Raw genomic sequence first — 25,206 nt, forward strand, 5'->3', positions numbered from 1 at the left:
TTTTTCACCTACCTCATCATGTGCGCTCCCTGGAAAACCGGGTTGGCGCTTTTATTACCCATTCTGATCAAAACACGAACGATGACCCACGCTGAACCCATCAACTGGTCTGCGCTTTCTCCGCTGCCCGACCAACTCGGTTTTGCCGGTATGTATGCTGGCGTATCAAACGGAGCCGTTGTGGCCATGGGTGGCGCAAATTTCCCCGACAAATACCCCTGGGAAGGTGGGCAGAAAAAATGGTATGACAGCATTTACGTTCTTCCTCCGGATGGAAACTGGATTCATCTGGACGAAAAATTAGCGGATGCCTCCGGCTATGGCGTTTCGGTGAGTTATCAGAATAAACTTATCGCAGTCGGCGGCTGCTCTGAGAAGGAGTTGCTGTCATCCGTAGGCTGCTATGAATGGAGTAATGGCCGTCTGAAAAAAGACCCCTTACCCAGCTTACCGCATCCCCTGGCTTATATGACGGGGGCGGTTCTGGGAAATGCGCTACTCATTTTAGGGGGAGCCCGGAATTTGGCAGGAGCCCCCACCAAAACCGCACTTTTACTCGATCTGCAAGCTGCGGAAAAAGGGTGGCAACCCCTTAAACCGTGGCCAGGTCCGGAGCGTACATTACCCGTCTGCGGTGTATGGAATGACCAGCTGTTTCTGATGGGCGGAACTACCAGTTGCGTCACTTCGGCGGGCCAAAAATACCAGCACACGCTGTTGGACAATTATTCACTCACCCTAACGAAGACCCGACGGGGTTGGAGCGCCAGTTGGAAAACGCTGGTCCCGATACCACGCGGAGTCTCCGCAGCGGGTACGCTGCCTTTAGTAAGCAACAGCCGATTCGTGATTTGGGGTGGAGTAGACGCCGTTACGGCCCAGTTCCGAACTCCCCAAAACCATCCCGGCCTCACCAGGAGTGTTCTGTTTTATTACCCGGACAGCGATTCGTGGGAATATTGGGGAGAACAGCATACCTACCCTTCGCGGGTCACATTACCGGTGATCCCCTATCAAAATGGCTGGCTCTATGTCAGCGGAGAAGTTAAACCGGGTATTCGGACGCCCTCCATCATTAAACTAAATTCCTGACCCGATTCTCATGCAGTACACCCCTTTTCACCAATACCAGGTTTCCAAATTAGCGTTGGGCACGATTCAGTTGGGCATGAACTATGGCATTGCCAATACTGGTGGCGCTCCAAGCGAAATGGAATCGTTTTCGTTACTGGACCTGGCCAGAACGGCCGGTATCAATACCTTTGACAGCGCCCGTACCTATGGAAAAGCAGAGCAAATTCTGGGGGCCTATTTCAATAAATTACCCGCTTGCGACGACCTGATCATTTCAAAGTTTAAGTACGACTGGAGCCCCCGACAATCGCTGGAAAAAGCCTGGGAGCTAACCGAAGCAAGTATCAAAGCGTCTTTAACGGATTTAAAGCGTACTCAGATCGGGCTTGTGCTCTACCACAAGGGAGCTGCTGAACCGATGGAAGAGGTCTTCCGGATTGTGCCCGTTTTAATCAACCGACTAAAGGAGAAAGGCTACATTCAACACGGTGGAATTTCGCTTTATTATTCAGCGGAGGCTCATTCGTTGATAGACGACCCGGTTTTCGAAGCCGTTCAACTCCCGCTTAATGTGTTCGATCAGGGGATTATTCAGGACGGCACCCTGGCCGATTTGAGCACCAAAGGAAAGCTCATTTTTGTCAGAAGTGTATTTCTACAGGGGTTGTTTTTTCGCAACCCATCGGAGCTTTCGGGTGTGTTAACGCAGGCCATTCCTTTTCTAACCCAGCTTGAGGGCCTTGCCCGGCGCTATGAGTTTTCGGTTTCCGAACTCGCTTTCGGTTTTATACGGGATCTTCCGGAAGTTCATAGTCTGGTGATAGGCGCGGAAAATCAAAAACAGATCCTGTCAAATCTTGAACTCCTACACGGGCCGACGCTGCCCGACTCCCTGAAAAACGAGCTCCGGGAGCTCTGCAAGGATGTACCGAAAGAAGTAATTACGCCTGGACTATGGAATCGGTAGTGTAAACCCGATGGACAGGCAAGATCTAAAAAGTTAAAAATGAACGAATTATTCGATTTATCAGGCAACATAATCATCGTCACAGGGGGAACCGGTTTTTTCGGCGCTCCGATTTCCAGAGCATTGGCCGAAGCAGGCGCTCATGTCGTAATTGCCTCCCGAAATGTAAAACGCTGTGAAGAATTCGCCGGGGAACTGGTCGGTAACGGCCTGGCCGCCAGTGGCTGGGAATTGGACCTCGCCAATGAAGATCAGATACACCAATTTGTGTCGGCCGTAATCGAACGTTTTGGGAAAATTGATGTCCTGGTAAACAATGCGGTTTCGAGGGAGGGTTTCAAAAATCTCGATCAAATGGAGGTTGCGGGCTGGGAGGCCGCCCAGAAGATCAACTCGACCGGGCTCATGCTGATCACGAAGGCAGTAGTGGCTCACATGAAAGCCCGTCAGCAGGGTAATATCATCAATATCGGCTCCATTCAAGGCACGGTAGGCCCCAATTTTCCGGTATACGGGAACACCGGAATGACCAGCCCTGTCAACTATACCTACGACAAATGGGGTATGGTAGGGTTTACCAAATGGCTCGCCAACTATTATGGTAAAGACAATATCCGGGCCAACTGCATCAGTCCCGGCGGGTATGGGCCGGGGGTGGAGCAAATGACTGGAAAAGAGGAGTTTATTGTCAATTATAAACGCCTGACCCCCCTGGGCCGATTCGCGGACGACAAGGATATTTGGGGCCCGATCGTTTTTCTGGCGTCAAACGCGTCATCCTATATTACCGGACACAATCTTCCCGTCGATGGCGGCTGGACTTCCTGGTAATCTATCAATCCCTCACCGGCTGGCTAACCCAAAAAGATAGCCCGATTCAGGCTGTCAAGCTTGAAAAAACCGCTTGGTGAGGACACCAGTACCAATTAGCTTTTCGACGTGTAAAACGAAAAACCAGGGTAGACATGGCAGCTGATACGCTTATCCAAAAACTCGAGCAAGGACAGGTGGTCTACGGCACTTGCCTCATTGCCAATTCACCGCTCTGGCTAAACGCCCTGTCCGGAGCGAAGCTTGATTTTATCTTTCTGGATACCGAACACATTCCCGCCGATCGGTCTTCGCTGGCACACACCTGTCAGCAGCTCAACGCGATGGGGATTACACCGGTGGTCCGCATTTCCCACCCCGATCCATTTCTGGCCGTCCAGGCCCTGGATGCAGGTGCGAAAGCGATTGTGGCCCCCTACATCGAAACCGCCGAACAACTGAGAATGTTGGCCGGAGCGGTCAAATACCGCCCTCTGAAAGGAAAAAAGCTTGAGGCTATCCTATCGGGAAGCGAACCGCTATCGGCCCAGCTGGATGCCTACCTGCGGTCGTATAATCATGGCACTATGCTGATCGCCAATATCGAAAGTACGCCCGCCATAGCGAATCTCGATGCGCTGCTGGCAACGCCCGGACTCGATGGCGTCTTCATCGGACCTCATGACCTTTCCGTCAGTTTAGGACTACCCGAGCAATACGATCATCCCGACTTCGAAGCGGCTGTCAGAACCATTATCCGTAAAACGAGAGCGGTTGGAAAGCATGTCGGTGCCCAGTTCTGGCAAGACCCTTCCGTCCAAATCAAATGGGCGAAGGAGGGGCTTAATATGGTGATCCACAGCAATGATCTGACGTTTTTCAAACAAAAATTAGAGGCCGATATGGCCCGAATCCGCACCGGTATCGATCAACTTCCCTGATTATTGCTAACCCCTTAACCTCCCCAAATGATTTTTTTAAATAATGCGGTACGGACAACTTCCAAATCTTATGCCTGGCTTGTGGTAGGATTACTCAGCATCGTCGGCTGTCTCAATTACCTCGACAGGATGATGATCACGACAATGCGTTTTACCATTGTCGAATCTATTCCGATGACAGACGCCCAGTTTGGCCTGCTCTCCTCGCTATTCCTCTGGATTTACGGTTTTTTAAGCCCGCTGGGCGGTTTTCTGGCCGATCGATTCAAAAGAACCTGGGTGATTATCGGGAGCCTTCTGGTCTGGTCGGCCGTGACCTGGGCAACTTCGTACGTGACGACCTACGAAGGATTATTGGTAACCCGTGCACTCATGGGCATTAGTGAAGCCTGTTATATTCCGGCTGGACTGGCTATGATTATGGATTATCATCCGGGGGCAAGTCGCTCCCTGGCGAATAGTATCCATTTGGCCGGCATCATGATTGGAAGCAGTTTGGGCTTTGTAGGCGGGTGGCTCGCCGAAAGCTATAGCTGGAATTTTGCTTTCAACACCTTTGGGGTAATCGGGGTGGTATATGCCTTTGTCCTTTGGGGAATTCTAAGGGAAGCGCCCAAACAGGATCTCCGTGTCGCCACGGAAGCCCAACCTTCCGAACCCAACGTCTCTTTTTCTGAAGCCGTTCGTTACTTGTTGAAAAATAAGGAATATTTCAAAGCACTGACGATCTGGGGGATCGCCGGTATTGTCGTTTGGCTGGTTGGGGGCTGGCTTCCTACCTACTTTAAAGAACAGTTTAGCCTTTCGCAAAGTATGGCCGGGCTTTATTCCACGGGATACCTTTACACAGCTTCCCTCATTGGCGTGATTACCGGCGGTTTTCTGGCCGACCGATGGGGCAAACGAGATTCCAAAAGGCGGATTTACGTCCCGATACTCGGCTATCTGATTGCCAGCCCGGCGATTTTCTTTGCAAGCAGCAGTTCGATCTTGTATCCCGCTTTGGCCGGATTTATCCTGTTTGCTTTTTTCAGGGTGTTTCTCGATGCGAACATGATGCCCATTCTGACGCTTATCATCGATAAGAAATACCTGGCGACCGGTTATGGAATTCTGAATTTTATCTCCTGTCTCATTGGGGGGCTTAGTCTCTACGCAGGGGGTGTCATTCGCGACATGAACATCGATATTAGCATTCTTTTCAAGATTTCTTCAGGAATTATGATTATGGCTCTGTTTTTGTTGTGGCGCTTGAAACCGACAACGGAAAGCCGTGAAGAAAGGCTTGGCTGAAACCAAGCCTGGTCTTTTGTTTAAGCGGGATCGGTTGCTGGGCGGTATTGTTGAATTGTCGGCCGTACTGATCTTTTAACCCCTATTCCCGTGGAGCGTTCCGTTTAAAATTCTTTCTCCCCGAATTCGCTCGCCGGCAGTTTCGGGGTCTTGCTACGTTGGCGGAGCGAATAACTCACCGTCAGCAGTACCACATCCCGCTCCTGGATATAGTTGGTAGTCGTGTAAAAATCTCTGCCCCGGGTGGTAATCCGTTGCTCATTGCTCGGCAACCAGCCCAGACCGATCTGCTGCCATTGCACCATAACCGAGAGCCGGTTTTGAGCAAAACTTTTCTTGACGGAGAGATTAGGCACAAAAAAGCGGGAGTCCTCCCCCTGTGCGGTAATTCGTTGGGAGAGGTAATTTAAATTAGCCTGAAAGACCCAGCTTGGCCAGGGTTGCAGACTGGTATTGGCGTTGATGGAATACGTCCAGGCCTGGTTGCGGAACACCACGGATTGCTGAAACAACTGCCCATTGATCGTGGATCGATACACGGTTCCTCCCACGTACAGTTTCCAGCTTTTTGTGATGGTCAGGTTCGAGCTTAGTTCCAGCCCCAGCCGTTGAGCCCGGCCCGCATTGGTATAGATCCGATTCAGGATCGTATCGGCATACACGTTATTGACCCGGTTGACGATGTTCTGAACATTTTGGTGATAGAGCGTGGCCTGCCAGGTAGTACCGCCACGTGTTCGCGTGGCACTCAGCTCGCTCAGATCGACAAACTCGGGCCGCAAAGCCGGGTCGCCTTGTTCGAGCGTTTCCGAGTGTTCGCGTTCCGGCAGAGGATTGAGCGCCAGATTGCTCGTCCGTTGCACACGGCGACTGTAGCTCAACCGAAATTGCCAGGCATCCTGAGGCCGGTAAACCAGGTTCAGGGAGGGAAACAAGTTGTTTAACGTCAACGGATAGCGTCGTCCCTGGGGGAGGATATCAACCTCTCGACGGGCCGATTCGAACCGTAGGCCTGCCGTGTATTCCCAGGTATTGGCCTTACGGCTAAACTGACTATATAGACTGTGGATCTGATTATTAATCAGGGCCTGACCGGTAAAGTCAGCAACGACCAGTCGCGGAGCGCCCCGGCCATCCTGATTGATGTACCGATAGTCGCCCTGATCGTCTTGCAGGCGGTATTGATAACCGGCTTCAAGTCGACCACCGGCCAGAGGCCAGGAAGCATCGACCATCGCCCGCAGGTTAGCAATCGGTCGATCCGTGGTGGTGAAGGTGTATTGCAGGGTGTCTCGGCTATCGGTTAGTCCCACATTCAGGTTACGGGTAAAACCGTCCAGATAATCGTACTCATAAAGCACGCCCGTGCTCAGGGTCGCTTTGTTGGCGAAGGTATGCGTATGATCCAGGTTGGCCGTAAAGAACTGCCCCCGCTTGCGGACCAGGTTGGCGTTGAAGTAATCAATCTGACCGATCAGGGACCCGGTTTGCCGGTCGGTCGTCCGGTTATTGTACACCAGATCCGCAATCCGGTATTCCGTGCGACGCCCGTAGTACAGGCCAGCCGACCAGATGTTGGCTTTGTCGGGCGTAAAGCTTACCGCCAGCCGGTTGGTCAAGGTATAGCGGTCGAAGCTGCGTTCGCCGACGCTGGGAAAACGGGTCATACGGTCCCCCCGGATCGTATAGACGTCGCCTTCCCGCCGACCGGCCAGGTCGCTGCGCAGGTAGGCCGTGCTGAAGTTCCAGTCCCAGCGGGCGGTGCGGTATCCGAGCGAAGCGTCCGCACTGTAGCGAATCGGAGAACGGGCGTTGTCAAAATCATATAGACTGGGCAGGCCCCCCTGGGCATTGACCAGCACCGACCAACCCAGATCGGCCCCGGATTTGGTGGTAATGGCGATGATGCCAGCCTTGCCGTCGGGGTCGTAGCGGGCCGAGGGCGTGGTAATGACGTCAATCGACTCGACCGTATTGGCGGGCAGTTGGCTCAGTAAAGTACCCAGATTAGCCTGAACGGGCTTGCCGTTCAACAGCACCAGAAAACCGTTCGCACCGCGCTGGGTTACCTCTCCTTCGGCGTTGACGCTGATGCCGGGCAGGTTACGCAGCAGATCGTTCGCGGTTCCCCCGACCGCCGAACCGAACTGGGCTGCCCGGTAGGTCTGCCGGTCGGCTTTAACCGCCATGTCGGCTCGTTGCCCCGTGACGATCACTTCGTTTAATTCGTTTAACAGGTTCTTCGTGGGCTCCAGCAGCAGTGTTCCCAGGTCCAGCATCTGGCCCCGGCGCAGGGTGACCGTTGCGGTATACGGTTTATAGCCGATAAAAAATGTTTTGAGCTGGTAGGATCCCGCCGGTACCTGCGTAAGGCGAAAGACGCCCAGCGAATCCGTCATACTACCCGTGACGGCGAGGGAATCCGCCGGGCGGTAGAGCGCCACACTGGCAAAAGGAATGGGTTGGGTCGTTGATTCGTCGACCAGAAATCCCCGGAGTTCTGTTTGGGCAAAAGCAGTCTGAAAAAGCCAGGAGAGTAAGAGCAAAAAAACGAGTCGAAGCGTCATTAGAAAGGGTTAGCCACACAAGTGGGTAGGCCGCAAAAGTATTTTATCCGATTCAGACCGTTATGGTCGGATTTTATCTATTTTGGTACTTTTGAAACAAGACAGGCTATACAATCATTTTTATACAGTTATGACCAAAGCAGAAACCACCGGCTTCGGATTAAAGAATAAGCTGGAAAGCGAGCAGGTATTTAAACTGTCCCGTTTCAAGGAAGTCATCAAACGAACCCAGCCCCACAAGCACGATGGTTATTTTGAATTGATTATCCTGCTGGAAGGCGCGGGATTTCACTGGGTCGATACCAAGTTGCTACCAATTTCACCGCCCCTGGCCTTTTTTCTGTCGCCCGGGCAAGTGCACTGCTGGCAGCTCACGGCCATTCCCAAAGGGTTTGTGATCATGTTTCGGGCCGATTTTGTTGATCCCAGACACAGTACGGAACTCTATCTGCTCGTGCAACAACTTGAACAGAAACGGGAGATTCTCATTCCCGATCCCGCCACTGTCTCCGATCAGCTACTGGCGCTGGAAAAAGCGTATCAAAATGGTTCCCAGAATCAACTGGTCGTTCTGCGGGCCTTGCTGCAGCTACTGTTGGCCCGTCTACTGGAGTTTAATGATCAGGAGGTAAGCGTCCCCAAAACCGGAGACCTGATTTTTCGGCGGTTTATGGAGCTCCTTCGACAACCAGGTCCGCTGGAACACCGGGTATTTCACTATGCGAGCCTACTGGGCGTCACGCCCCAGCATTTAAACACGATTTGTCGGCGGGTTCACGGGAAATCCGCCAGTGACCTCATCAGCGAGCACCTTATCCTGGAAGGCAAGCGATTTCTCTTGCATACGGATCGGAACGTGACGGAAGTAGCCGAGCGGCTTGGTTTCACTGACCCATCCCATTTTGTAAAATTTTTCAAAAGACGAGTTGGACAGACACCGGCCACCTTCCGAAAGCTCATAAGGCTTTGAAAAGTCATGACGCATAACCCCGGTTCATCGGCTTCTGTAGTGTGGATCACGCCGTTCTTTACTGATAAGCAGGTGAATGATGGCACGGGCAGCTCCGTCAGGCTTACCCAGTGACAAGCTTTGCGTTGACTTCTGTGATGGCTCGAAACCCTACACTGGACTTGCAATAGTTTACTGGAGGAAGATTAAGCAGCCATTGCCTTTCGTTGAAATAGGTTTCATATTGACGAGGAGTTAAATAACCTAGAACCGAATGCTTTCTTCTTCGGTTATACCACCCCTCGATGTACTCAAATACAGCCACCTTGGCTTGTTGTCGAGTTTCAAATCGAGTGTGATAAATTAACTCCGTTTTGAGCGTCTTGAAAAAGCTCTAAGCCACTGCATTATCCCAGCAATTCCCCTGGCGGCCGCCGGGCGGCCCCGTCATACTTTGCATTACCGGTAGGCCCTTCAATTGGTTTTTAAACTCAGGGCAGGCGTACTGGATACCCCGGTCTGAGTGAAAAAGCAGTTGCCCATGTATCGGCCTATTTTTCAGCGCCATTTGCCAGGCGGGTACACTTGTTTGGCTGGCCTTTAGCGTATCCGACAGGGACCATCCCACTACTTTTCGGTCGGCCAAATCTAGGATAACGGTTAAGTACAGCCATCCTTCATCAGTCCGGATGTAAGTGATGTCCGAAACCCATTTCTGGCCTAACCGCTTAGCGGAAAAGTCTCGGTTCAATAAATTATCAGCCACGGCATAACTATGCTTTGAATCGGTAGTTTGAACGCGATACTTTTTGGAAATGATGCTCTTAATTTTGGCTTTATTCATTAGGCGTGCGACTCGATTACGGGAAGCCTGAACACCCCGGTCTTTCAATTTATCAGCAATTCTTGGGCTGCCATACCGACATTCACTGGTTTTGTAAATTTGCCGAATATGACTCAAGAGCTCGGTTGCTTTTTTGTGTCTGACACTAACCGGATGTTTAAGCCAGTAATAGTACCCACTTGTACTAACATTCAACACTTTACACATCCGCGCGGCGGTCCGATTCTCAACGGGAAACTGGTGAGCATGCAGTTTTATAAACTGAAAGGTTTCCCACGGTCCGCCGCGCGGTCGCCCTTGGAGAAGATGCTGACGACCTTTTTTAAAATATCACGTTCCAGCAAGGCTTCTTTCAACTCTTTCTGAAGCTGTCGAATTTGCTTTTGTTCCTCCGTTAGTCTAGTAGGTACTTTACCCGCTATCTCCGGTTGAACCTTTTGTTGGCGCCATTTAGTAATTCGGCTTGGGTCAATTCCCAATTCCTTGGCAGCTTCTTTAACCGATCCCTTAGCAAAGGATAATTCCACAGCCATTTCTTTGAAAGCGGGGTCAAATACGCGTCGTTTCATAATAGTCAAATTTAAGTAAATCCTTAAATCTGCCTAAAAACACCCTCCAGTCAAAGGTAGCAAGTCCAGCCTCGCTAATACCCATTTTGCGACATACTTCGGCTACGGCCACTCCGGTCTCCGATTGCTTGAGAGCAAAGACGATGGCTCGGGCCACCCCGTTTGTCTTAGCCCCTTATTAGTTGGACAGATTTTCCAAAATGGTTGTGTCGTATTGCATGGCTTCCTCCCATTTCTGTTGTGGAGTAACAAAGCCAATTGATCGATGCAATCGCTTGCAATTGTAATGAGCAAAAAAACGGTGTAAGGTTTCTTTCGCGTCGTAATAGCTACCAAATTCGTGACGCTCTACAACCTCTCTTTCCAATATGCTGTGGAAGGCTTCAATGTAGGAGTTCTCCTCTGGAGTTGCTACATGAGTGAATTCTTGTTTGGCTTCCGCAGTTTTTAGGAAATTGCGTACGGAATGGGCTACAAATTGACTTCCATTATCATTACGTATAATAACTCCTTTCAATTCATGAGTTGAATTTACGCGCCGGAGTAGATTTATCAGATCAATCTGGCGGATACTTCCTTGAAAGAGCCAGTCAACTATTTTTCGGCTGTAAACATCAATGACCGTTAGCAAATAGTAGTTGCGTCGTTCACCATGCACCGCCGGGCGGCCCCGCCAAATGTATTTGATGTCCCAACACAAATATTCTAACGGTTTAGTGGCTTCTATTCGCCGGAATTGAACAAATTCTCGCTTACTGGTTGGCCGGATTACTTGTCCTAGTAGCAAGTTATAGTCTCGCATCAGCCGGTACACCGCCGGGCGGCCCCGTTTCTTCTTGTTGATTAGATACTGCTTTTTTAGCTCGTGAGTCACATACTCGTAACCAAAGGCGTTGAACTCGGTGTCAAGTAGCTGCCGAATATGTGCAACCACCTCTTCATTGGACACCCAAGTGCCGTCCCGTCTCATAGTCATCTGGCTGGGTTTAACGCCAGGCTTACCGCTTTGAGGTTGGTAATACGAAACGCTACGAGGCAAATCCAACCACTGACAAATCGGTCCGCCGAAGCGGCTGAGAGCGATTGATCTGCTGTTCAAACTGGTTCATAATTGTCAGCTTTTCCGAGGTCCGATAGGAGTTTTTTTTAGCAGTTCACGCTTGACGGCTCGGGCCGCCCCGTTCAAGTTCCAAAGCTTGCCTGGCAACGATCCGTTTGAGCCGGTCGTTCTCTTCCTCTAATGCTCGGAGTTGGGATTCACCCGTGGATACGAATCTTTCAGTCCTTCTTTTCCTTTCGTCAGGTATTTCTGTCGCCACTTCCTCAACAGGGAAGGAGAAAGCGGGGCGGCCCGTGCCGTTATACTTCCGACAGATTTCGGAATGCCCGTCTCGAAGCGATTCCTGAACGATGGAATACCGGTCTTCTGGGGTGAACGTTCGCCGTGATTTACTCATGATTTCCTAAATTAATGGACTAAACTGTTTTTACAATTTTGTCCAACCATTTAGGGGGCTAAGACACGTTGCGCTTCGGTGAATTTCGTTTTCTTCATAGTAATTGTCTGGTTGATTAAGATACTACAATTGCCCGATTTTCTCTACTTTACACTGGAACACTTTTCCGGGGGACGTCACTATAACACCCAATCTGGATAAAATTTAAGGGAAAAGTTAATTTTACGAATTAGCGCTTGAATCTTTTCGGCTGGCATTTCTAATAAATCCGAGATCGCGTTGATTTCTGGGCTAATTGACTCAGATTGAGCGAGCTGGTTTACGCGTTGCACTGCCTTATCCAGTTCAGTAAAAAATAATCGGATGTCGGCGTTTTTTTTAAATGTGTCTAATTTATCGTTCTTGATGAAACATTCATAATTGAGTTGAACTAGCGATTCATCCGAATACAGAAACCGATTGACATTAAATATGAGACAAAATGTATTCGGATGATCCTCCTCATATTGTTGTTTTATTTTGGAGACAAAAGGCTCCCAGCCTACATACACAGTATAGTTATTCCTGGTAATCTTTTCATTAAAGGTTTTGACGACCTGTTTTAGGATGAAAGCTGATGGTATCGTTAGCATAGTGAATGCATCGCCAAGCACATTAAGATATTGAGCGACGTTACTAGTACTCCCTCTATTCGCTCCGGAAATCGTTTTCATAATATTAGACATAATAAAAACATTGTCCTCTATTTTGTCACTCTTTATCTCGACACGCTGATTTCCCTGAAGTTTGTATTTGGCAATAACTTCATTGATAATATATTCCGAAATACTGTCTTTTTGGTAGTAGAAAATACTGTTCTTCACAAAATGAGCCCACTGTGTTCTTTCGGAGCGATGGTGATGTAGAAAGTCAGTTTTAGCCTTTTTGCGTTTATCTTCAAGATCTTGTCCTGGCTCAACTACCCACCCCTGCTCCCAAGGATTGTTCGCGAACACAATTGCGTATAAACCGCCTTTGATTGTATCACAAACAGTAGCTATAGGAATAGCCCCCTGCGTTGATCTGGCGATAGTTGGAATAAAGACTAAGTCGAATAGCATTGAATTAATACCAAGTTGTAAGTCCTTATGTGTAATTAACTCAAAGGCCGTTTCTGGATCGTTCTCCTTGAAGAGTTCTTTACCTGTCACAGATACTATTGTATCCTTCTCATCAGACTCTAGATCAATAAAATTCAATCGCCGACTGCTCTCTTTTGAGTGACTAACCTCATGAGAGTAGGCAAGTTTGATTGGAATAGTAGGCTTATTTAAAAGCATACTTACGAGGGGTATAGACCACACGGTTGGACTAAACCCGATTTTAAGTCCTATGTCTCCACTTTTTAGTTCGTCAACGGAAGTATCCAGGACTGAACCAATTTGTTTTAAAATGTCATCACTGACAGAATCAGCTTTACCTTTTTCGATTTGGTTTAAATAGGGTAAGCTTACTTGTGCCTTAAGCGCTAATACCGTTTGCGACAAACCTTGCGCCTTCCTCAAAATCCGGATTTTCTCCCCGACGTTCATATTTACACTCTAAAATATTTTCTATCTTAATCAGATAAAAAAAAATTAAAATATTTTAACTGACGTTAGTTTTATTAAAAAACGTTATTCTAATTTACAGACAATTAATAATTTATTTTCAGTTCAATTAAAAAAATTAAACTAAAAATAAAAAAAGTACCAAACTTTACACTTAACGATGTCTTCTTCACGGATTCTGGTTTTGGAAAATTTGCTCATAAGAATCTAAGAAGGAGAGAAGCAATATTATGGCTCCATTTCGTCATGTAAAATTTTCGCAACACACTCGAAACATCTGCTTGATTGGGAGGACTGGTAGCGGGAAGTCAAGCACAGGAAATGCCTTGCTTGGTTACAATTTTTTCATTTCAGGGGCCGAGAACGGTCTGACATCAGTGTCAGATTGGATTGATTATGAAGATGGGTATACGTTGACTGATACCCCTGGCTTATTGGACGAGATTGATTACGAAAGCGCAGTCATCAGGTATTTACGGAAGAGCCGAATCATCGTCTATGTAACCAGTGGCCAACTGTATCAGCCTGAGCTCGACTTCTTGGCCAAAATACACAATCAGTATTTGAAAGACCAAGTCTTTTTGTTGTTTGTAAATAGGCAGGATGAAAAACGGAATATACTGAATAGCAAGCAGATCAAAACTGAACGGGAAGCCATCATTAATCAGCTTGCACCATGGATTCCTGCCTCCCGAATAGCTTTTGGCAGTTCTGCACCTGTAAAATTCGGAAAGATGCAACGTCCCGAGATTGATGAACTTAAATCACTTATTCACCAATTCATGTAGCCCAAATGGAGTATAATCAGATGAAAGATGAAATGGCTCTTCTACAGGAAGAATTGCAGAAGGGCCTAAATGACATGCTGGCGAACGTTGGCAACAAATTGAGTACCACAGAAAAAGCGTCCATTCAGCAGGAAGTAGATGAAATTATTGAGTTGATCGAACGCCTAAAAACAGGTTTAATATGGATTGCGCTATTCGGGCGGACTTCAGTGGGTAAATCCGCCCTCGCTAACTCGATAATCGGGGAAGATATACACCAGGTAGGTGTTGAACACGACCTAACCGATAAGGCGACTCCTTACCGCAAAGAGCCGTGGATGATTGTCGATGTGCCAGGAATTCTGGGTAAAAAGGTCAATGCGGAAACTGCACTGGAAGAAGCGAGGAAGGCACACGGCCACATATTTGTGGTAGAAGAAGAGCCGTTCGACTTAGAAATCGAACTCTTTGACTTGGTCAGCAGTCACATGCCAGACGCTCCTCGGGTTGTTTTCGTCAATAAGTTTGATCGATTGCAGCACATGACTAAGCACGACCGGGAAACGGTCATTCGGCGCGTTAAGGAAAAAATGCGAAAATACGTCAAGCGCGACGAGGATATCGTCTTTGGTAGTGCTCAACTAAAGGACTATGAAAAAGACGAAATGGTGCGCCAGAAACTTCCGCAACTCGAAGAGCGGCTGTATGCTGATGCGGGCACCTTAGGCCAGATTATCAACGTTTATGACCCCGCTAAACGCGCTGCCAACCTCTCACATAGTATTAACAATAAAATAGTAGAAGTCCGTAGAAAGGTTGCCAGACGAGTTATTCAAGCCTTCGCTATTGGTGCTGTTGGTGGCGGGATTATTCCCTTCGATAGCCTATTAGTTGCACCAGCTTTGTATGCCAGTTTGACGTATGCCTTAGTAAAGATCATGGGAGGAAAAGAGCCTGTCAATTTTGACAAAGGAAAGATGTCGCTCGATATTATAAAGGTATGTGCAAGTGTGCTCGGGGCAGAATTTGTTGCTGTAGCGGCACTTGAAACCATTACCTCAGCACTTGGTCCAATAGGCTGGATGATCGACTGGGCTGCGCTGTCTTTTTACAAGTACAAGCGAACCTTAATTTTTGGGGAGGCAACGCTACTTTATATCGCAAACGGCTTCACTTTCGGGAACGATGCCAGAGCTGCAATCGAAAAAGCAAAGGAAGAAGCCTCTAAGCATTACGCCAGTTTCAGCAAACGTAAATAGTCATAAGTAAAGCGAACTGTTCCAAATTGCCTCTCTGGGACAGTTCGCTTCTCCAAACTCTTAACCACACATGATAGTTAACCCCGCCACCATTGGTATTTTGGCTCAAGCTGGTTCCGCTGTACTCAGTACCCAGAATTTACTCCTACAGACTCAGATACGGAAAGCATCCATGGATGCTGCTATTGCCGGAGCTCAACTTAACCATGATAACCAGGTTAAAATGTTCAAGCTTCAGCAGGAATACCAGAATCAAGCACGCTGGCAGGACGCCAACCAACGTGCCCTGCATCAGCGCCAACACCAGGAAAACGAATATGCATTAAGGGCGCACCAAAGCCGATTGGAACGGGCCAACGAATCATACTATACGCCCGGGAGTTGGATACAGACTCATCTGCCCAACAAGCCAGCTCCATTTATCATAATCAGTACAAATACTCGACAAGAGTTTAATCCATTCCAAAAAGAGGCTCCCCGTATTGCGCCATTGGGTAGCGTGGCTCGTCGGTTGCGACACTACAATTTTCAATACGAGCATGACCTTCTTTCGATTATCACAACATTAGAACCTTTCGCCAGTGAATCCGATGTCTTAACATTTTACTACCGGGAATTAAACTGCCCATGTATTATTCTCTATGCCGAATTCTCCGGGTCTGCCCTGTTAATAAACGCCTTATACGCCGGTATGCTGGAAGGCCAGACCCAGTTGGATGAAACTACATCCTCAATCGACTTCAGTCCGCGAATTACTACCCTCTGGGAGATTTCATACAACAGAATTGCAGCGATAAAGGCAGATTATATAAAAACGTCTAATAACTTCGGTTGGCTCGATGTGATCGAGATCTATACTGAGACCTTCGTTGGTCTTAACGCTCAAACTTTGTTAGATGAGTACTTTCAGAACGTTCCTGCAAATATTTATCAATCTCAAACCTCCAAGTATCTGAAAGACAAGGAAAATGAATTAAAGCAGATTGGACTTTGGAACAACTTTGAGAAGATTATTACTGAGCGACAAACCCGTATCAAGCAGCAACAAGCTATTTTGCTCAATAAACTGAAAGAAAGCCAAATACTTTCAGATAAAAATGCCCGATATATGGGAAACTTCAGTCCTCTTCGGTCAAAAACAGTCGTTGAGGTAGTTGGCAATAAATGGTCGTTTCGGGGTGTGGATAATACTTTGCAAACGCCATACTTGGTCTTTAGAAATAGTGGGCACCCGCCTGTATTCACATCCGGCACTTTACTGACTAAAAACAAGGATGGATTGTACGGATTTCTAAATACGGAAGGTTACCTAATCATTCCGTTTAATTATGAAGATGCTGATTATATGTCGGAAAATCAGGCTGCTGTTTGTAAAGATGGTAAGTGGGGATTGGTAGGTTTAAATGCCAGTTTAACTGTTACTCTTAAGTATGACGATCTATACTCACCAAGAGGAGGATTTGCAAGCTTCAAACGCAATGGAAAATGGGGGTTGCTTGCTATTGACGGCACAGAAGTGATTGCACCAGAATTTGAAATAGTCCGGGTAGCGGAATACGACCGAGTCATAGTTAAAAATAAAAAATGGGGATTAATCAGCGTTGAGGGTGAAATTTTATTAAACACTGAGTTTGATGATATTTTAAACTTGAATCATAATTTCTGTTTGCTCTCCAAGGAAACAAACTCTTACGTTTATCATCTCCCAAATAAGCTTCTGATTGAGCTTCGGGATGATCGCCTAAAAAACTGGGAATTTACCCCGCTCGCGACTACTGAGATAAACAAATTTCAAGGGTCTCCTTGGCAAGCCTACTCATTCTATGAGTTGTCAGATTCATTCTATCTGCTCTCGATTAATCGAGCCAATCTTGTTGGTGAAAAATCGCAAACCAATCAGTCGTATCTGCTGAAAAAAGAATCGAATACTTTTCATCTCTCCAAATCAGCCGATGTTGAAATCTCAGAATCACCTGATATTCCACTGCCGAATTCGATGCCAATTCCGGCAATGAGTAGCACAGGAAAAGGGTTTCTGTCTCCCTCGCTAGCTCCTCTAATCCCTTGCATGTACCAGGCGATAATGCCTTTCAGTCAGGGACTTGCTGCTGTCAAACATGGAGATTATTGGGGGTTCGTTGATTTAGCTAATACATTCATCGTACCAGCAATCTACGAACAGGTGAAATCTTTTTCTGATGGTCTTGCTGCTGTACGGGTCGATGGCAAATGGGGTTTTATTGATCTTGAAGGCAATACAATCATCGATTGCGTTTTTCAGGAGGTTGTTTCGTTCCACGCGAATCGTGCTTTCGCCCGCTATACTAATCGAGATAGTTGGGCTATCTTGGATAACATGGGCAGTATCTTGGTCGAAGCCAAAGTATGAGAATCAATAACCGTCACCTGTTAAACAACACTACTGTAAAAGGAAAGAATAATGGACAAAACCGTTATCGCGAACTGGATTCGTTCGCACGAAGTAGTAGAAAGTCAAGCGTATACGGATCTTGATGGTCATTCGACTGTCGGTATTGGCTTTGATCTGGATGAGGCCGGAGCGCGGGAACGGCTCGAAGGGGTGGGGACCAACTTTGAGAGTGTGCTGGACGGGAAGGAGTCACTGACAGAGACCCAGATCGAAGAATTATTCAACCAGGATATCGACCATTCTATTGTTACTGCTCGCTCTATTTTCCCCGATTTGGATGCTTACCCGGCAAACAAGCAGGTTGCCATTATTGACATGGTGTTTGACCTTGGAGAAAGAGACTTTAAAAAGTTAGATACGGTAATTGATGCTATCAAACAGCAACACTGGACTGACGCTTCTACTAAGATGCAGAAGTCGGTTCTTTTTAACCAACTTAGTCACCGGGCGACGGAAGAAATCAGTCTGATGCGAGATGAATACAATGAGTCATCCTGCAGCCGTAGTGGGAGTTACAACGAATACACTGACACTTACTATTCACCTGGTGTGGTACCCTACCACGTAGATTCACCGCTTAACAGTCTGGAAACTGCTATAACGACGATCCATTTGATGCACTTAATGGATATGCAACATGAACATCCTGAGTCTCAAACGACGGACCACCATGCACCAACTATTCCGTCTCCAGATGCCCTTGTTGATCATACAGAAACACCGCCAGTGGGGATCATTCCAGAGTACAATATTTCACCCTACATCGATTATTCTCTGCATCTGACTGCAAATGATATCTACTTAGTAACAGATCAGCCTGGTGACCCAGGATATCCCTCTCCTTCTGATTATACGCCGACCGACTTAACCCCGGGCGCGTATGTGGATTACACCGAGGCATATCCCGCAGACGGCAACCCGCTGGAAACTACTACACAGAATACGGACTTACCCCCGCTTCCCGTTGCGGATGATATTTACCTGAATAACGATTGCCTAAATGTACAAAGTGGCTGGCGTACCGCTGCCGATTGGCATGAGTTCATGACTCGAAATGGCTTTGAAACTAGCCCACCCTTCAACGACAGCCCCGGACTGGAGGTCTACACGGATCAGGCTCTTCCTCATAGCAGTCATTTGGATGGGGGGCACGATTTTACCTCGATAGATTAAGACCTGCTTTCCTATTTCTTATCGGCTAAAAACAAAACTCAATGACGGATCTAGAAAAATTGATTATCGAGAAACAGCAGCAATGTCGGCACGAACAGGTGATCGATGCAGGTGAAATTCACCTGTTTAAACTGCTCCCGGCACTGCGCGAACTCAAGGACTATAACATATATATATTGGGGTCAAGAATTCAGGAGTGCTTGGTTTGCCGGAAGCTGTTGTTGCAGGAGGCTGACAAGAAGCGTCTGAAAGAACTGACCAATATGAGCAAGTCGCTCATGCGGTTATATAATCCATCGGACAAAATCACCATTTCGATTGGAGAACTGACTAAGTCTATCGTGTTTCTGAACATGAATGAGCCTAAAGCCAGCGACTCGGCCGAGGTGTCATCCTTCAAGCCCGTCGAACCGCGATTTGGCCTATCTGATGTTATTCTGAATGAAGCCACTACGAGGAGTATTGAGGAGGCTAAAATCAAAATGGTCCATAATAAAACCCTGTACGAAACTTGGGGATTTAGCAAAATTAAGCCTTACGGGAAAGCTACTATCCTAAATTTTTTCGGCCCCCCCGGAACTGGTAAAACACGCACGGCCGAAGCTTTGGCCGCTAATCTGGGAAAACCATTTATGGACATCAACTTGGCTGACCTGGAAAGCAAATTCATGTCCCAGACAAGTAAGAACATCAACGAAGCATTCCGAATCGCTACGAAGGAGAACGCCCTCATTTTTTTCGATGAGGCCGATACGGTACTGGGGAAACGATTAAGTACAGTTACTCAGGGAATCGATGCAGAAATTAATATGTCGCGCTCAACGATGCTAAAGGAGCTTGAGCGATTCGAGGGTGTTTGCGTCTTCGCTACCAATTTTGAGAGCAATATTGACCGTGCTTTCGTGCGACGCATTGCGTACCACATACCATTTTCATTCCCTGATATGACCACTCTGCGTCGGCTCTGGGAGTACATTCTTCTGGTCACGATTCCTCTTAATGAACCAAGAACGGAAGTGATCGACCGCTTAGTAAGTGAAAGCGAAGGTCTCTCGGGATCTGATCTTGCTACCAGTGTAGAACTTGCCTTTCCAAAATCGGTCATCCTTAATAGAGAAAAGCCCGTTCTCCATCTACAGCATCTGGTGGAGGCTGTAGATTTTATCAAGCAAAGTAATCGGACTGTTGGAGTTGGCAATTCTAAAACGACCGAAACTGTGGTGAACAGCTCAAAAGCAGCCGCAATCCGTAAAGTGTACGGCGGAAATAAGAACCACAAGAACTAGTAAGACATCATTATATAATTATAACTTTTTAATCTGAAAACAATGGGATTTTGGAGTAATGCTTGGGAGAGTATCAAGTCAACAGTCAGTAAGGCCTACAGAGCCTTTGCTGATGCCGTTTCAACTGTAGGCAGCAAGGTTGTGAAAGCGACCAAGGCTGTCGCTGACTATGTCGGAGATAAGGTTGGTAAAGCCATTGAGAAAGTGGGAGAGTTTTTTGGCTGGGCCAGGAACAAATTTGAAGAGGGTTACAACCGGACCAGATCCGAGGTTGACCAAGAAACTGCTGCTGAAATTGCCGAGTTGAGAGAACGAGATAGAATTAACCGTATCAATAAACAAAAAGAAGAACAGGTTAAAGCAATCTTCCGGGATACAATTCAGAAACTAATTGGAATTCAATATGAAAATCAGGGCGAAAACTCCCTCGAAATTTTCCAGAATTACACTCGTCACTATGTCTCAGCCAAGTTTCTGCAAGACTTGGTCAGTCAGCGAGAGGAAATCCGATCCCCAGACGAAATCGACCTTGTCTTTTTAGAACTGATTCAAAAATTCCTGACCAATTCGATCTCCGACCCGGATTTGTTAGATCTTGATAAGCAGATTCAACAACAATACGATGGAAAAGACCTACTCATCATCGGCACCGAGGCCTTGGCAGGCATCTGGCAGCATCAGGGTAAGGCACTCCTCAAGGAATTGAAAGGTCTAAACAAACAATTAGAAAGTGCCAAAATCGAGCTAACTACCAAGGCTGACCGTATCGAACGGCTGGAAAAAACTGAACCCGAGGCTATTACTGACGAGGAACGTAATGAAGTGGAAGCTCTCCGCAAATCTATCGAAACTTTGAAAATAGACATTAGCGACCGTAAGGCCAAGGAAGCATCCACTACCGAGATGAAGAATATACTGAATGGTATTCACTTTGTTTTTCAGCATGAAAACGATCCTCATATCTCTACTTCCATGCGGGAAGAAGCGATTTGGGTGGGGAGTATGTTCGTTGAATGGCAGGATAGCAACATACCACCTGCGGAACACGAGCGGTCTAAAATGCGCCAGTTTGGTCTGGCCGCAGAGTCTTTAATGCGGGATATGGGGGCAAGTGGCACAATCAATGTTGGATAACCTTTGAAGCAAAATCTCATATGGAACAGAAACTTAGTTATACGGACATCTTCTTTCCAAACACCTTAGTAGAGTGGGGTTTGCTGATATTGCTATTACTTCTCTTTGGGATTGGTTGGTATTGTTACTACCATTCAGAAACTCGTTGGCAGGCTCAATTGAAAAAACTCCAAGATGATGAACTAACTGACGCTGTTGCCGACGGTTCGATCAAGGATTTAATCACTACTTCATGGCAGGATTCATTTCTACAGTCGCTGCCAGGGATCTTTCTGATTGTGGGACTACTGGGAACCTTCATTAGCTTAGGAACCTCATTAGGGGAGTTATCTTTTGCAATCAAGAATTCAACTACTGAGCAGTCCCAACTTCAGCCCTCTAAACCCACTACTTCTCTTGAACCCACCTCGCAAAATGAAATATCTCAAGATAGCTATTTAGATTCTCCTCAGAAAAAGGACGCAGAAGGTATTGCCAAAGATTTAAATAAAGTACTGGAGGCTCTGGGTACAAAATTCAAAACCAGCATTTGGGGAATTATTTTAAATTTATTTTTCAGGTTGGTTTTTCTGTATTCTTTGGAAAATATCTTGAGTCGGCTCATGCGGGAGAATCTCTCTGTTCTTTCGCACCATTGGCGGTCGAAGGAAAAGTCGAACTCTGAAACCGAAAAGAAATGGCATGACGAAGTGGTGTTGAAAAATGACGAAATTATTAATGTTTTGAATCGACTGGCAACTGCGACAGATCAGGGGAATCAGGGCTACATTGAAGCAGCAAAATATCAAGCGGAACTCATTAAGGAAAGCATGTATCGCCAGACTGATCTTTTCAGTCGTCATTTTGAGCAATTGGCTTCACAAAATGACAAAATTATTTTAGGGTTGGATGAGCTGGAAAAAGGAGTGAGCAAGGGAAATCAAATCAACACCATTTTTCACGAGTACCAGTCGCGTTTTCAGGAAAATTTCCGGAATGAGGCTATTGCTCACAGAGAAAAATCTTTACATATACAAGATGAATCCAAAAAGTATCTATTATCTGTTTCAGAAACATTGGTTCCCTTTGGTCAGAGTGTAAAAGATCTTGGGCCTATCGTCGTGAACATGAAGGAGTTGGTAGATGATGTATCGAAGACGCTGACTACCGCGACGAACGACTTTGGTGGAGTCGCAAAGAGCCTTAATGAATCGGTTTTCACTTTCAAAACAGAGATTGAGAAGGCCTTGAAAGAGTCTTCAGCTATAATGACTGAAAATGCCGGTAAGATGGGAAGCAGTATAGACCGCTTTAATGAGCAGATAAGTACATCATTTGCTGCCTTTTCAGAATCGGTGAACGGAACCCTTAAGTTAATTAGTGATGCTTTGGCAACGTCGACCGGGGAGATGAAGGACACCATTGCCGGTAGCATCGAAGATACTAAATCTGTTATTGAAAAACTGGATAGGCACCTCGGCGGGATTGACCAAGTGCTAAGTGGGACGAAAGCGACATTGGGAGCTATCAACGAAAAATTCAGCGAAATAAACGAGGTCATCGAGCGAGTCGCCGATAGTGCTAAACAAGTTGCCGGCGATTCGTCCCGAGCTAATATTGAGCTAACTGGCGTTTTTAAAGAGAACGGCATATTGAACAACCAGTTGAAAGCTTTGGTCGACAGTCAGGAAAAACTGAATTGGTTAGTTGCAGCATTCCCACAACAACGTCTAACTGAAATTGGGCAGGAGCTGAGTCATATTAAGGACACTGTTGAACGCCTAACGACCAGTAGCGCAGCAATCACGAATGCCTTCAAAGAGAATGGCGCGCTAAGCGGACAATTGCAATCACTGCTTGATAGTCACGAAAAACTGAACAGGTTGGTCGCAGCATTCTCACCCCAGCACCTGGCTGAAATTGGGCAGGAATTGGGGCAGATCAAGAATACCGTAGAACGGTTGACGAACAGCACTTCGACACTATATAATGAATTGCCCTCGTCGCTTGATGGCCGCGGATTTCTGGGCACTAAACTGAGTAGCCTAATTGATAATCAGCAGGATATATATATAAAGATAGTAGATGCCATTCAGGCAAATGCTGACAGAGTCGTCTACAACAGTAAAGAAAAAACCAATGGTGAGCAGAAACATAATAGTGAGTACTGAACGGATTCCGAACTACCCACAAGTTGATCTGTTCCAAGTCCAAACTTACTCTCGTTTAAGCAGATGAAAGAAAAGGAGTCTGAGTGGGTGTCCATCGGCGATGCTATGGCCTCGATTATTGCCATTTTGATCTTCTTTGTGATTGCCGTTTTGTTCAATTCCGTGAATCAGAGGAGCCAAGGGCAAAAAACAATAGATTCCCTGATAAACAAGTCACAAATTATGGACGAATCGATGATGCAGGCCAAACTTAGACGGCAGGAAACAGTCAAGGTGTTAGCTCAATTTTATAACGATGTGACTCAAGGCACGATGCTGGACAAAGCTATTGAATTGGATACTGTACACCTACTTATTAAATTCAAAGACGGTGCTTTCGCCCCATCAAGTCCCTGCTTCAATACGTTAATGCAGCAACGACTAAAACCAGCGAGGGATTATTTCCGTGCATTATTAGAAAAAAAGCTCATTTCTATTTTGGTAATAGAAGGTTATACCGACTCAAAGCCCTTTCATGGTGAAAGGTATGAGGGGTGCGAGGGAATGAAAAACCAGTATTACTACACAGATAACATTGGTTTGTCAGCTTCCCGGGCGTTGGAAGGCAAACGAACACTGACGAAAGACTGGGGTTCAGATCTTTCTGAACGTGTGGCAGTATCAGGTTATGGATTGACGAAGTTCGATCACACTTTATCGGAAGACGAAAATCGACGGGTTATTTTCAAGGTAGAGTTAAATTAGTAGCTGAGTTCGTGCATGGTTAAAGAGTCCAAGCTTGCACAAACGATTGCAAATTGTTTCCCAAAAACCACTTAAGACACATAACATGGATAGGAATATTGTATCAGGATGGGTTAGTCACCACGAAGGAACAAGGGAACATGTATATCAAGACACTAATGGCCATCCTACTATTGGAATCGGATTCAACTTGGATGCTGCTGGGGCAAAGGAGCAAATCGAAAACTTAGGATTAAACTACAGTGATGTAAAGGCTGGTAACCAAGATCTAACTCAAGATCAAATTAATCATTTATTCAACCAAGCTTTGGACCAATCGATTACTGATGCAAGACAAATATTTCCAGCGTTTGATAGCTATCCCTCAGCTCAGCAGACGGTTATTGTTGATATGATTTATAACTTGGGTGAGGCAAAATTTCTTGAATTTGAAAATACCATAAATGCTATTAGGCAAGAAGATTGGGAAGGGGCCGCAAGGGAAATGCAAGATTCAAGATGGTTTGATCAAGTGGGTGATCGGGGGGAACACAATGTGGATTTAATGCGAGGAGAGCTTACCCCTGAAACCATTATTGGCCCACAATCTAGTCTTGAGCAGGCAACTACTCAGTATGCTGATCTGACGGGCAATGGTTTCCAACCTGCGGATCTGACTCCGGCTGATCTGACAGGTAACGGTTTCCAACCTGCGGATCTGACTCCGGCTGATCTGACAGGTAACGGTTTCCAACCTGCGGATCTGACTCCGGCTGATCTGACAGGTAACGGTTTCCAACCTGCGGATCTGACTCCGGCTGAACCCCAGTATGCTGATCTGACGGGCAATGGTTTCCAACCTGCGGATCTAACTCCGGCTGAACCCCAGTATGCTGATCTGACGGGCAATGGTTTCCAACCTGCGGATCTGACTCCGGCTGATCTGACAGGTAACGGTTTCCAACCTGCGGATCTGACTCCGGCTGAACCCCAGTATGCTGATCTGACGGGCAATGGTTTCCAACCTGCGGATCTGACTCCGGCTGAACCCCAGTATGCTGATCTGACGGGCAATGGTTTCCAACCTGCGGATCTGACTCCGGCTGAACCCCAGTATGCTGATCTGACGGGCAATGGTTTCCAACCTGCGGATCTAACTCCGGCTGAACCCCAGTATGCTGATCTGACGGGCAATGGTTTCCAACCTGCGGATCTGACTCCGG

The 25,206-nt window shown here is 46.9% G+C and carries 20 protein-coding genes and 2 pseudogenes; 15 read left to right on the forward strand and 7 right to left on the reverse strand.

All coding sequences use genetic code 11. The annotated features are described in order from the left end of the window. The first annotated feature begins 18 nt into the window (after window positions 1-18). From ACFPMF_RS19345 to ACFPMF_RS19365, 5 genes are all read left to right on the forward strand, one after another. Entirely contained in the window at window positions 19-1,092 is a 1,074-nt protein-coding gene (locus ACFPMF_RS19345) for a hypothetical protein (protein ID WP_379848382.1), read from the forward strand. Window positions 1,093-1,102: 10 nt separating this feature from the next. Then, the gene (locus ACFPMF_RS19350; protein WP_379848383.1) at window positions 1,103-2,041 is read left to right on the forward strand and encodes an aldo/keto reductase; all 939 of its coding nucleotides are present in this window, start codon (window positions 1,103-1,105) and stop codon (window positions 2,039-2,041) included. A 39-nt stretch (window positions 2,042-2,080) separates the two neighbouring features. Continuing rightward, window positions 2,081-2,872, forward strand: coding sequence for an SDR family NAD(P)-dependent oxidoreductase (locus ACFPMF_RS19355; RefSeq protein ID WP_379848384.1), 792 nt, complete (start codon window positions 2,081-2,083; stop codon window positions 2,870-2,872). Between the two features lie 134 nt (window positions 2,873-3,006). Beyond that, on the forward strand, window positions 3,007-3,792 hold the full coding sequence (locus ACFPMF_RS19360) for an HpcH/HpaI aldolase family protein (RefSeq protein ID WP_379848385.1): 786 nt from the start codon (window positions 3,007-3,009) through the stop codon (window positions 3,790-3,792). A 27-nt stretch (window positions 3,793-3,819) separates the two neighbouring features. Beyond that, entirely contained in the window at window positions 3,820-5,085 is a 1,266-nt protein-coding gene (locus ACFPMF_RS19365) for an MFS transporter (RefSeq protein WP_379848386.1), read from the forward strand. A gap of 104 nt (window positions 5,086-5,189) precedes the next feature. Here the strand turns inward: ACFPMF_RS19365 and ACFPMF_RS19370 are convergent, their stop codons facing one another. Beyond that, a complete protein-coding gene (locus tag ACFPMF_RS19370) occupies window positions 5,190-7,652 on the reverse strand; it encodes a TonB-dependent receptor (protein ID WP_379848387.1) in 2,463 nt (820 codons plus the stop codon). A gap of 130 nt (window positions 7,653-7,782) precedes the next feature. Between ACFPMF_RS19370 and ACFPMF_RS19375 the strand changes: the two genes are divergently transcribed. After that, window positions 7,783-8,622 carry an AraC family transcriptional regulator gene (locus tag ACFPMF_RS19375; RefSeq protein ID WP_379848388.1) on the forward strand — a complete coding sequence of 280 codons (840 nt, stop codon included), beginning with the start codon at window positions 7,783-7,785 and terminating at the stop codon, window positions 8,620-8,622. Between the two features lie 103 nt (window positions 8,623-8,725). Here ACFPMF_RS19375 and ACFPMF_RS19380 read toward each other — a convergent pair. From ACFPMF_RS19380 to ACFPMF_RS19405, 6 genes and pseudogenes are all read right to left on the reverse strand, one after another. Then, window positions 8,726-8,983, reverse strand: a pseudogene (locus ACFPMF_RS19380) (IS3 family transposase); the annotation flags it as partial. 12 nt (window positions 8,984-8,995) lie between these two features. Beyond that, window positions 8,996-9,712, reverse strand: a pseudogene (locus tag ACFPMF_RS19385) (IS3 family transposase); the annotation flags it as partial. After that, window positions 9,700-10,014, reverse strand: coding sequence for a transposase (locus ACFPMF_RS19390; protein ID WP_379848389.1), 315 nt, complete (start codon window positions 10,012-10,014; stop codon window positions 9,700-9,702). The pseudogene ACFPMF_RS19385 and the gene ACFPMF_RS19390, both read right to left, overlap by 13 nt. Continuing rightward, window positions 9,995-10,171, reverse strand: coding sequence for a transposase (locus ACFPMF_RS19395; protein WP_379848390.1), 177 nt, complete (start codon window positions 10,169-10,171; stop codon window positions 9,995-9,997). Before ACFPMF_RS19395 ends, ACFPMF_RS19390 begins: the two co-directional genes overlap by 20 nt. Window positions 10,172-10,192: 21 nt before the next feature. Further along, window positions 10,193-11,113: a transposase gene (locus ACFPMF_RS19400; protein WP_379848391.1), complete on the reverse strand. Its 921-nt coding sequence runs from the start codon at window positions 11,111-11,113 to the stop codon at window positions 10,193-10,195. 537 nt (window positions 11,114-11,650) lie between these two features. Further along, on the reverse strand, window positions 11,651-13,042 hold the full coding sequence (locus ACFPMF_RS19405; protein ID WP_379848392.1) for a helix-turn-helix domain-containing protein: 1,392 nt from the start codon (window positions 13,040-13,042) through the stop codon (window positions 11,651-11,653). 248 nt (window positions 13,043-13,290) lie between these two features. Here ACFPMF_RS19405 and ACFPMF_RS19410 point away from each other — a divergent pair, with 248 nt between their 5' ends. From ACFPMF_RS19410 to ACFPMF_RS19450, 9 genes are all read left to right on the forward strand, one after another. Further along, complete coding sequence (locus ACFPMF_RS19410; protein WP_379848393.1) at window positions 13,291-13,848, forward strand: GTPase; 558 nt, start codon at window positions 13,291-13,293, stop codon at window positions 13,846-13,848. A 5-nt stretch (window positions 13,849-13,853) separates the two neighbouring features. Continuing rightward, on the forward strand, window positions 13,854-15,086 hold the full coding sequence (locus ACFPMF_RS19415; protein ID WP_379848394.1) for a GTPase: 1,233 nt from the start codon (window positions 13,854-13,856) through the stop codon (window positions 15,084-15,086). Between the two features lie 172 nt (window positions 15,087-15,258). Then, window positions 15,259-17,475, forward strand: coding sequence for a WG repeat-containing protein (locus tag ACFPMF_RS19420; RefSeq protein ID WP_379848395.1), 2,217 nt, complete (start codon window positions 15,259-15,261; stop codon window positions 17,473-17,475). Between the two features lie 51 nt (window positions 17,476-17,526). Continuing rightward, entirely contained in the window at window positions 17,527-18,690 is a 1,164-nt protein-coding gene (locus ACFPMF_RS19425; protein WP_379848396.1) for a glycoside hydrolase family protein, read from the forward strand. A gap of 41 nt (window positions 18,691-18,731) precedes the next feature. Next, on the forward strand, window positions 18,732-19,976 hold the full coding sequence (locus ACFPMF_RS19430; RefSeq protein WP_379848397.1) for an ATP-binding protein: 1,245 nt from the start codon (window positions 18,732-18,734) through the stop codon (window positions 19,974-19,976). 42 nt (window positions 19,977-20,018) lie between these two features. Next, a complete protein-coding gene (locus ACFPMF_RS19435; RefSeq protein ID WP_379848398.1) occupies window positions 20,019-21,110 on the forward strand; it encodes a hypothetical protein in 1,092 nt (363 codons plus the stop codon). 20 nt (window positions 21,111-21,130) lie between these two features. Beyond that, on the forward strand, window positions 21,131-23,260 hold the full coding sequence (locus ACFPMF_RS19440; protein ID WP_379848399.1) for a hypothetical protein: 2,130 nt from the start codon (window positions 21,131-21,133) through the stop codon (window positions 23,258-23,260). Between the two features lie 63 nt (window positions 23,261-23,323). Further along, the gene (locus ACFPMF_RS19445) at window positions 23,324-24,004 is read left to right on the forward strand and encodes a hypothetical protein (RefSeq protein ID WP_379848400.1); all 681 of its coding nucleotides are present in this window, start codon (window positions 23,324-23,326) and stop codon (window positions 24,002-24,004) included. Window positions 24,005-24,050: 46 nt separating this feature from the next. Then, on the forward strand, window positions 24,051-25,206 hold a 1,156-nt coding region (locus ACFPMF_RS19450), incomplete at its 3' end, for a glycoside hydrolase family protein (RefSeq protein WP_379848401.1).

The sequence above is a fragment of the Larkinella bovis genome, from assembly GCF_042655385.1.
Lineage (GTDB): Bacteria > Bacteroidota > Bacteroidia > Cytophagales > Spirosomataceae > Larkinella > Larkinella bovis.

Excerpts from the sequence above, each read along its gene's own strand:
- ACFPMF_RS19345 (WP_379848382.1), top strand. The coding sequence starts at position 19 with ATGTGCGCTCCCTGGAAAACCGGGTTGGCGCTTTTATTACCCATTCTG.
- ACFPMF_RS19350 (WP_379848383.1), top strand. The coding sequence starts at position 1,103 with ATGCAGTACACCCCTTTTCACCAATACCAGGTTTCCAAATTAGCGTTG.
- ACFPMF_RS19355 (WP_379848384.1), top strand. The coding sequence starts at position 2,081 with ATGAACGAATTATTCGATTTATCAGGCAACATAATCATCGTCACAGGG.
- ACFPMF_RS19360 (WP_379848385.1), top strand. The coding sequence starts at position 3,007 with ATGGCAGCTGATACGCTTATCCAAAAACTCGAGCAAGGACAGGTGGTC.
- ACFPMF_RS19365 (WP_379848386.1), top strand. The coding sequence starts at position 3,820 with ATGATTTTTTTAAATAATGCGGTACGGACAACTTCCAAATCTTATGCC.
- ACFPMF_RS19370 (WP_379848387.1), bottom strand. The coding sequence starts at position 7,652 with ATGACGCTTCGACTCGTTTTTTTGCTCTTACTCTCCTGGCTTTTTCAG.
- ACFPMF_RS19375 (WP_379848388.1), top strand. The coding sequence starts at position 7,783 with ATGACCAAAGCAGAAACCACCGGCTTCGGATTAAAGAATAAGCTGGAA.
- ACFPMF_RS19390 (WP_379848389.1), bottom strand. The coding sequence starts at position 10,014 with ATGAAACGACGCGTATTTGACCCCGCTTTCAAAGAAATGGCTGTGGAA.
- ACFPMF_RS19405 (WP_379848392.1), bottom strand. The coding sequence starts at position 13,042 with ATGAACGTCGGGGAGAAAATCCGGATTTTGAGGAAGGCGCAAGGTTTG.
- ACFPMF_RS19410 (WP_379848393.1), top strand. The coding sequence starts at position 13,291 with ATGGCTCCATTTCGTCATGTAAAATTTTCGCAACACACTCGAAACATC.
- ACFPMF_RS19415 (WP_379848394.1), top strand. The coding sequence starts at position 13,854 with ATGGAGTATAATCAGATGAAAGATGAAATGGCTCTTCTACAGGAAGAA.
- ACFPMF_RS19420 (WP_379848395.1), top strand. The coding sequence starts at position 15,259 with ATGGATGCTGCTATTGCCGGAGCTCAACTTAACCATGATAACCAGGTT.
- ACFPMF_RS19425 (WP_379848396.1), top strand. The coding sequence starts at position 17,527 with ATGGACAAAACCGTTATCGCGAACTGGATTCGTTCGCACGAAGTAGTA.
- ACFPMF_RS19430 (WP_379848397.1), top strand. The coding sequence starts at position 18,732 with ATGACGGATCTAGAAAAATTGATTATCGAGAAACAGCAGCAATGTCGG.
- ACFPMF_RS19435 (WP_379848398.1), top strand. The coding sequence starts at position 20,019 with ATGGGATTTTGGAGTAATGCTTGGGAGAGTATCAAGTCAACAGTCAGT.
- ACFPMF_RS19440 (WP_379848399.1), top strand. The coding sequence starts at position 21,131 with ATGGAACAGAAACTTAGTTATACGGACATCTTCTTTCCAAACACCTTA.
- ACFPMF_RS19445 (WP_379848400.1), top strand. The coding sequence starts at position 23,324 with ATGAAAGAAAAGGAGTCTGAGTGGGTGTCCATCGGCGATGCTATGGCC.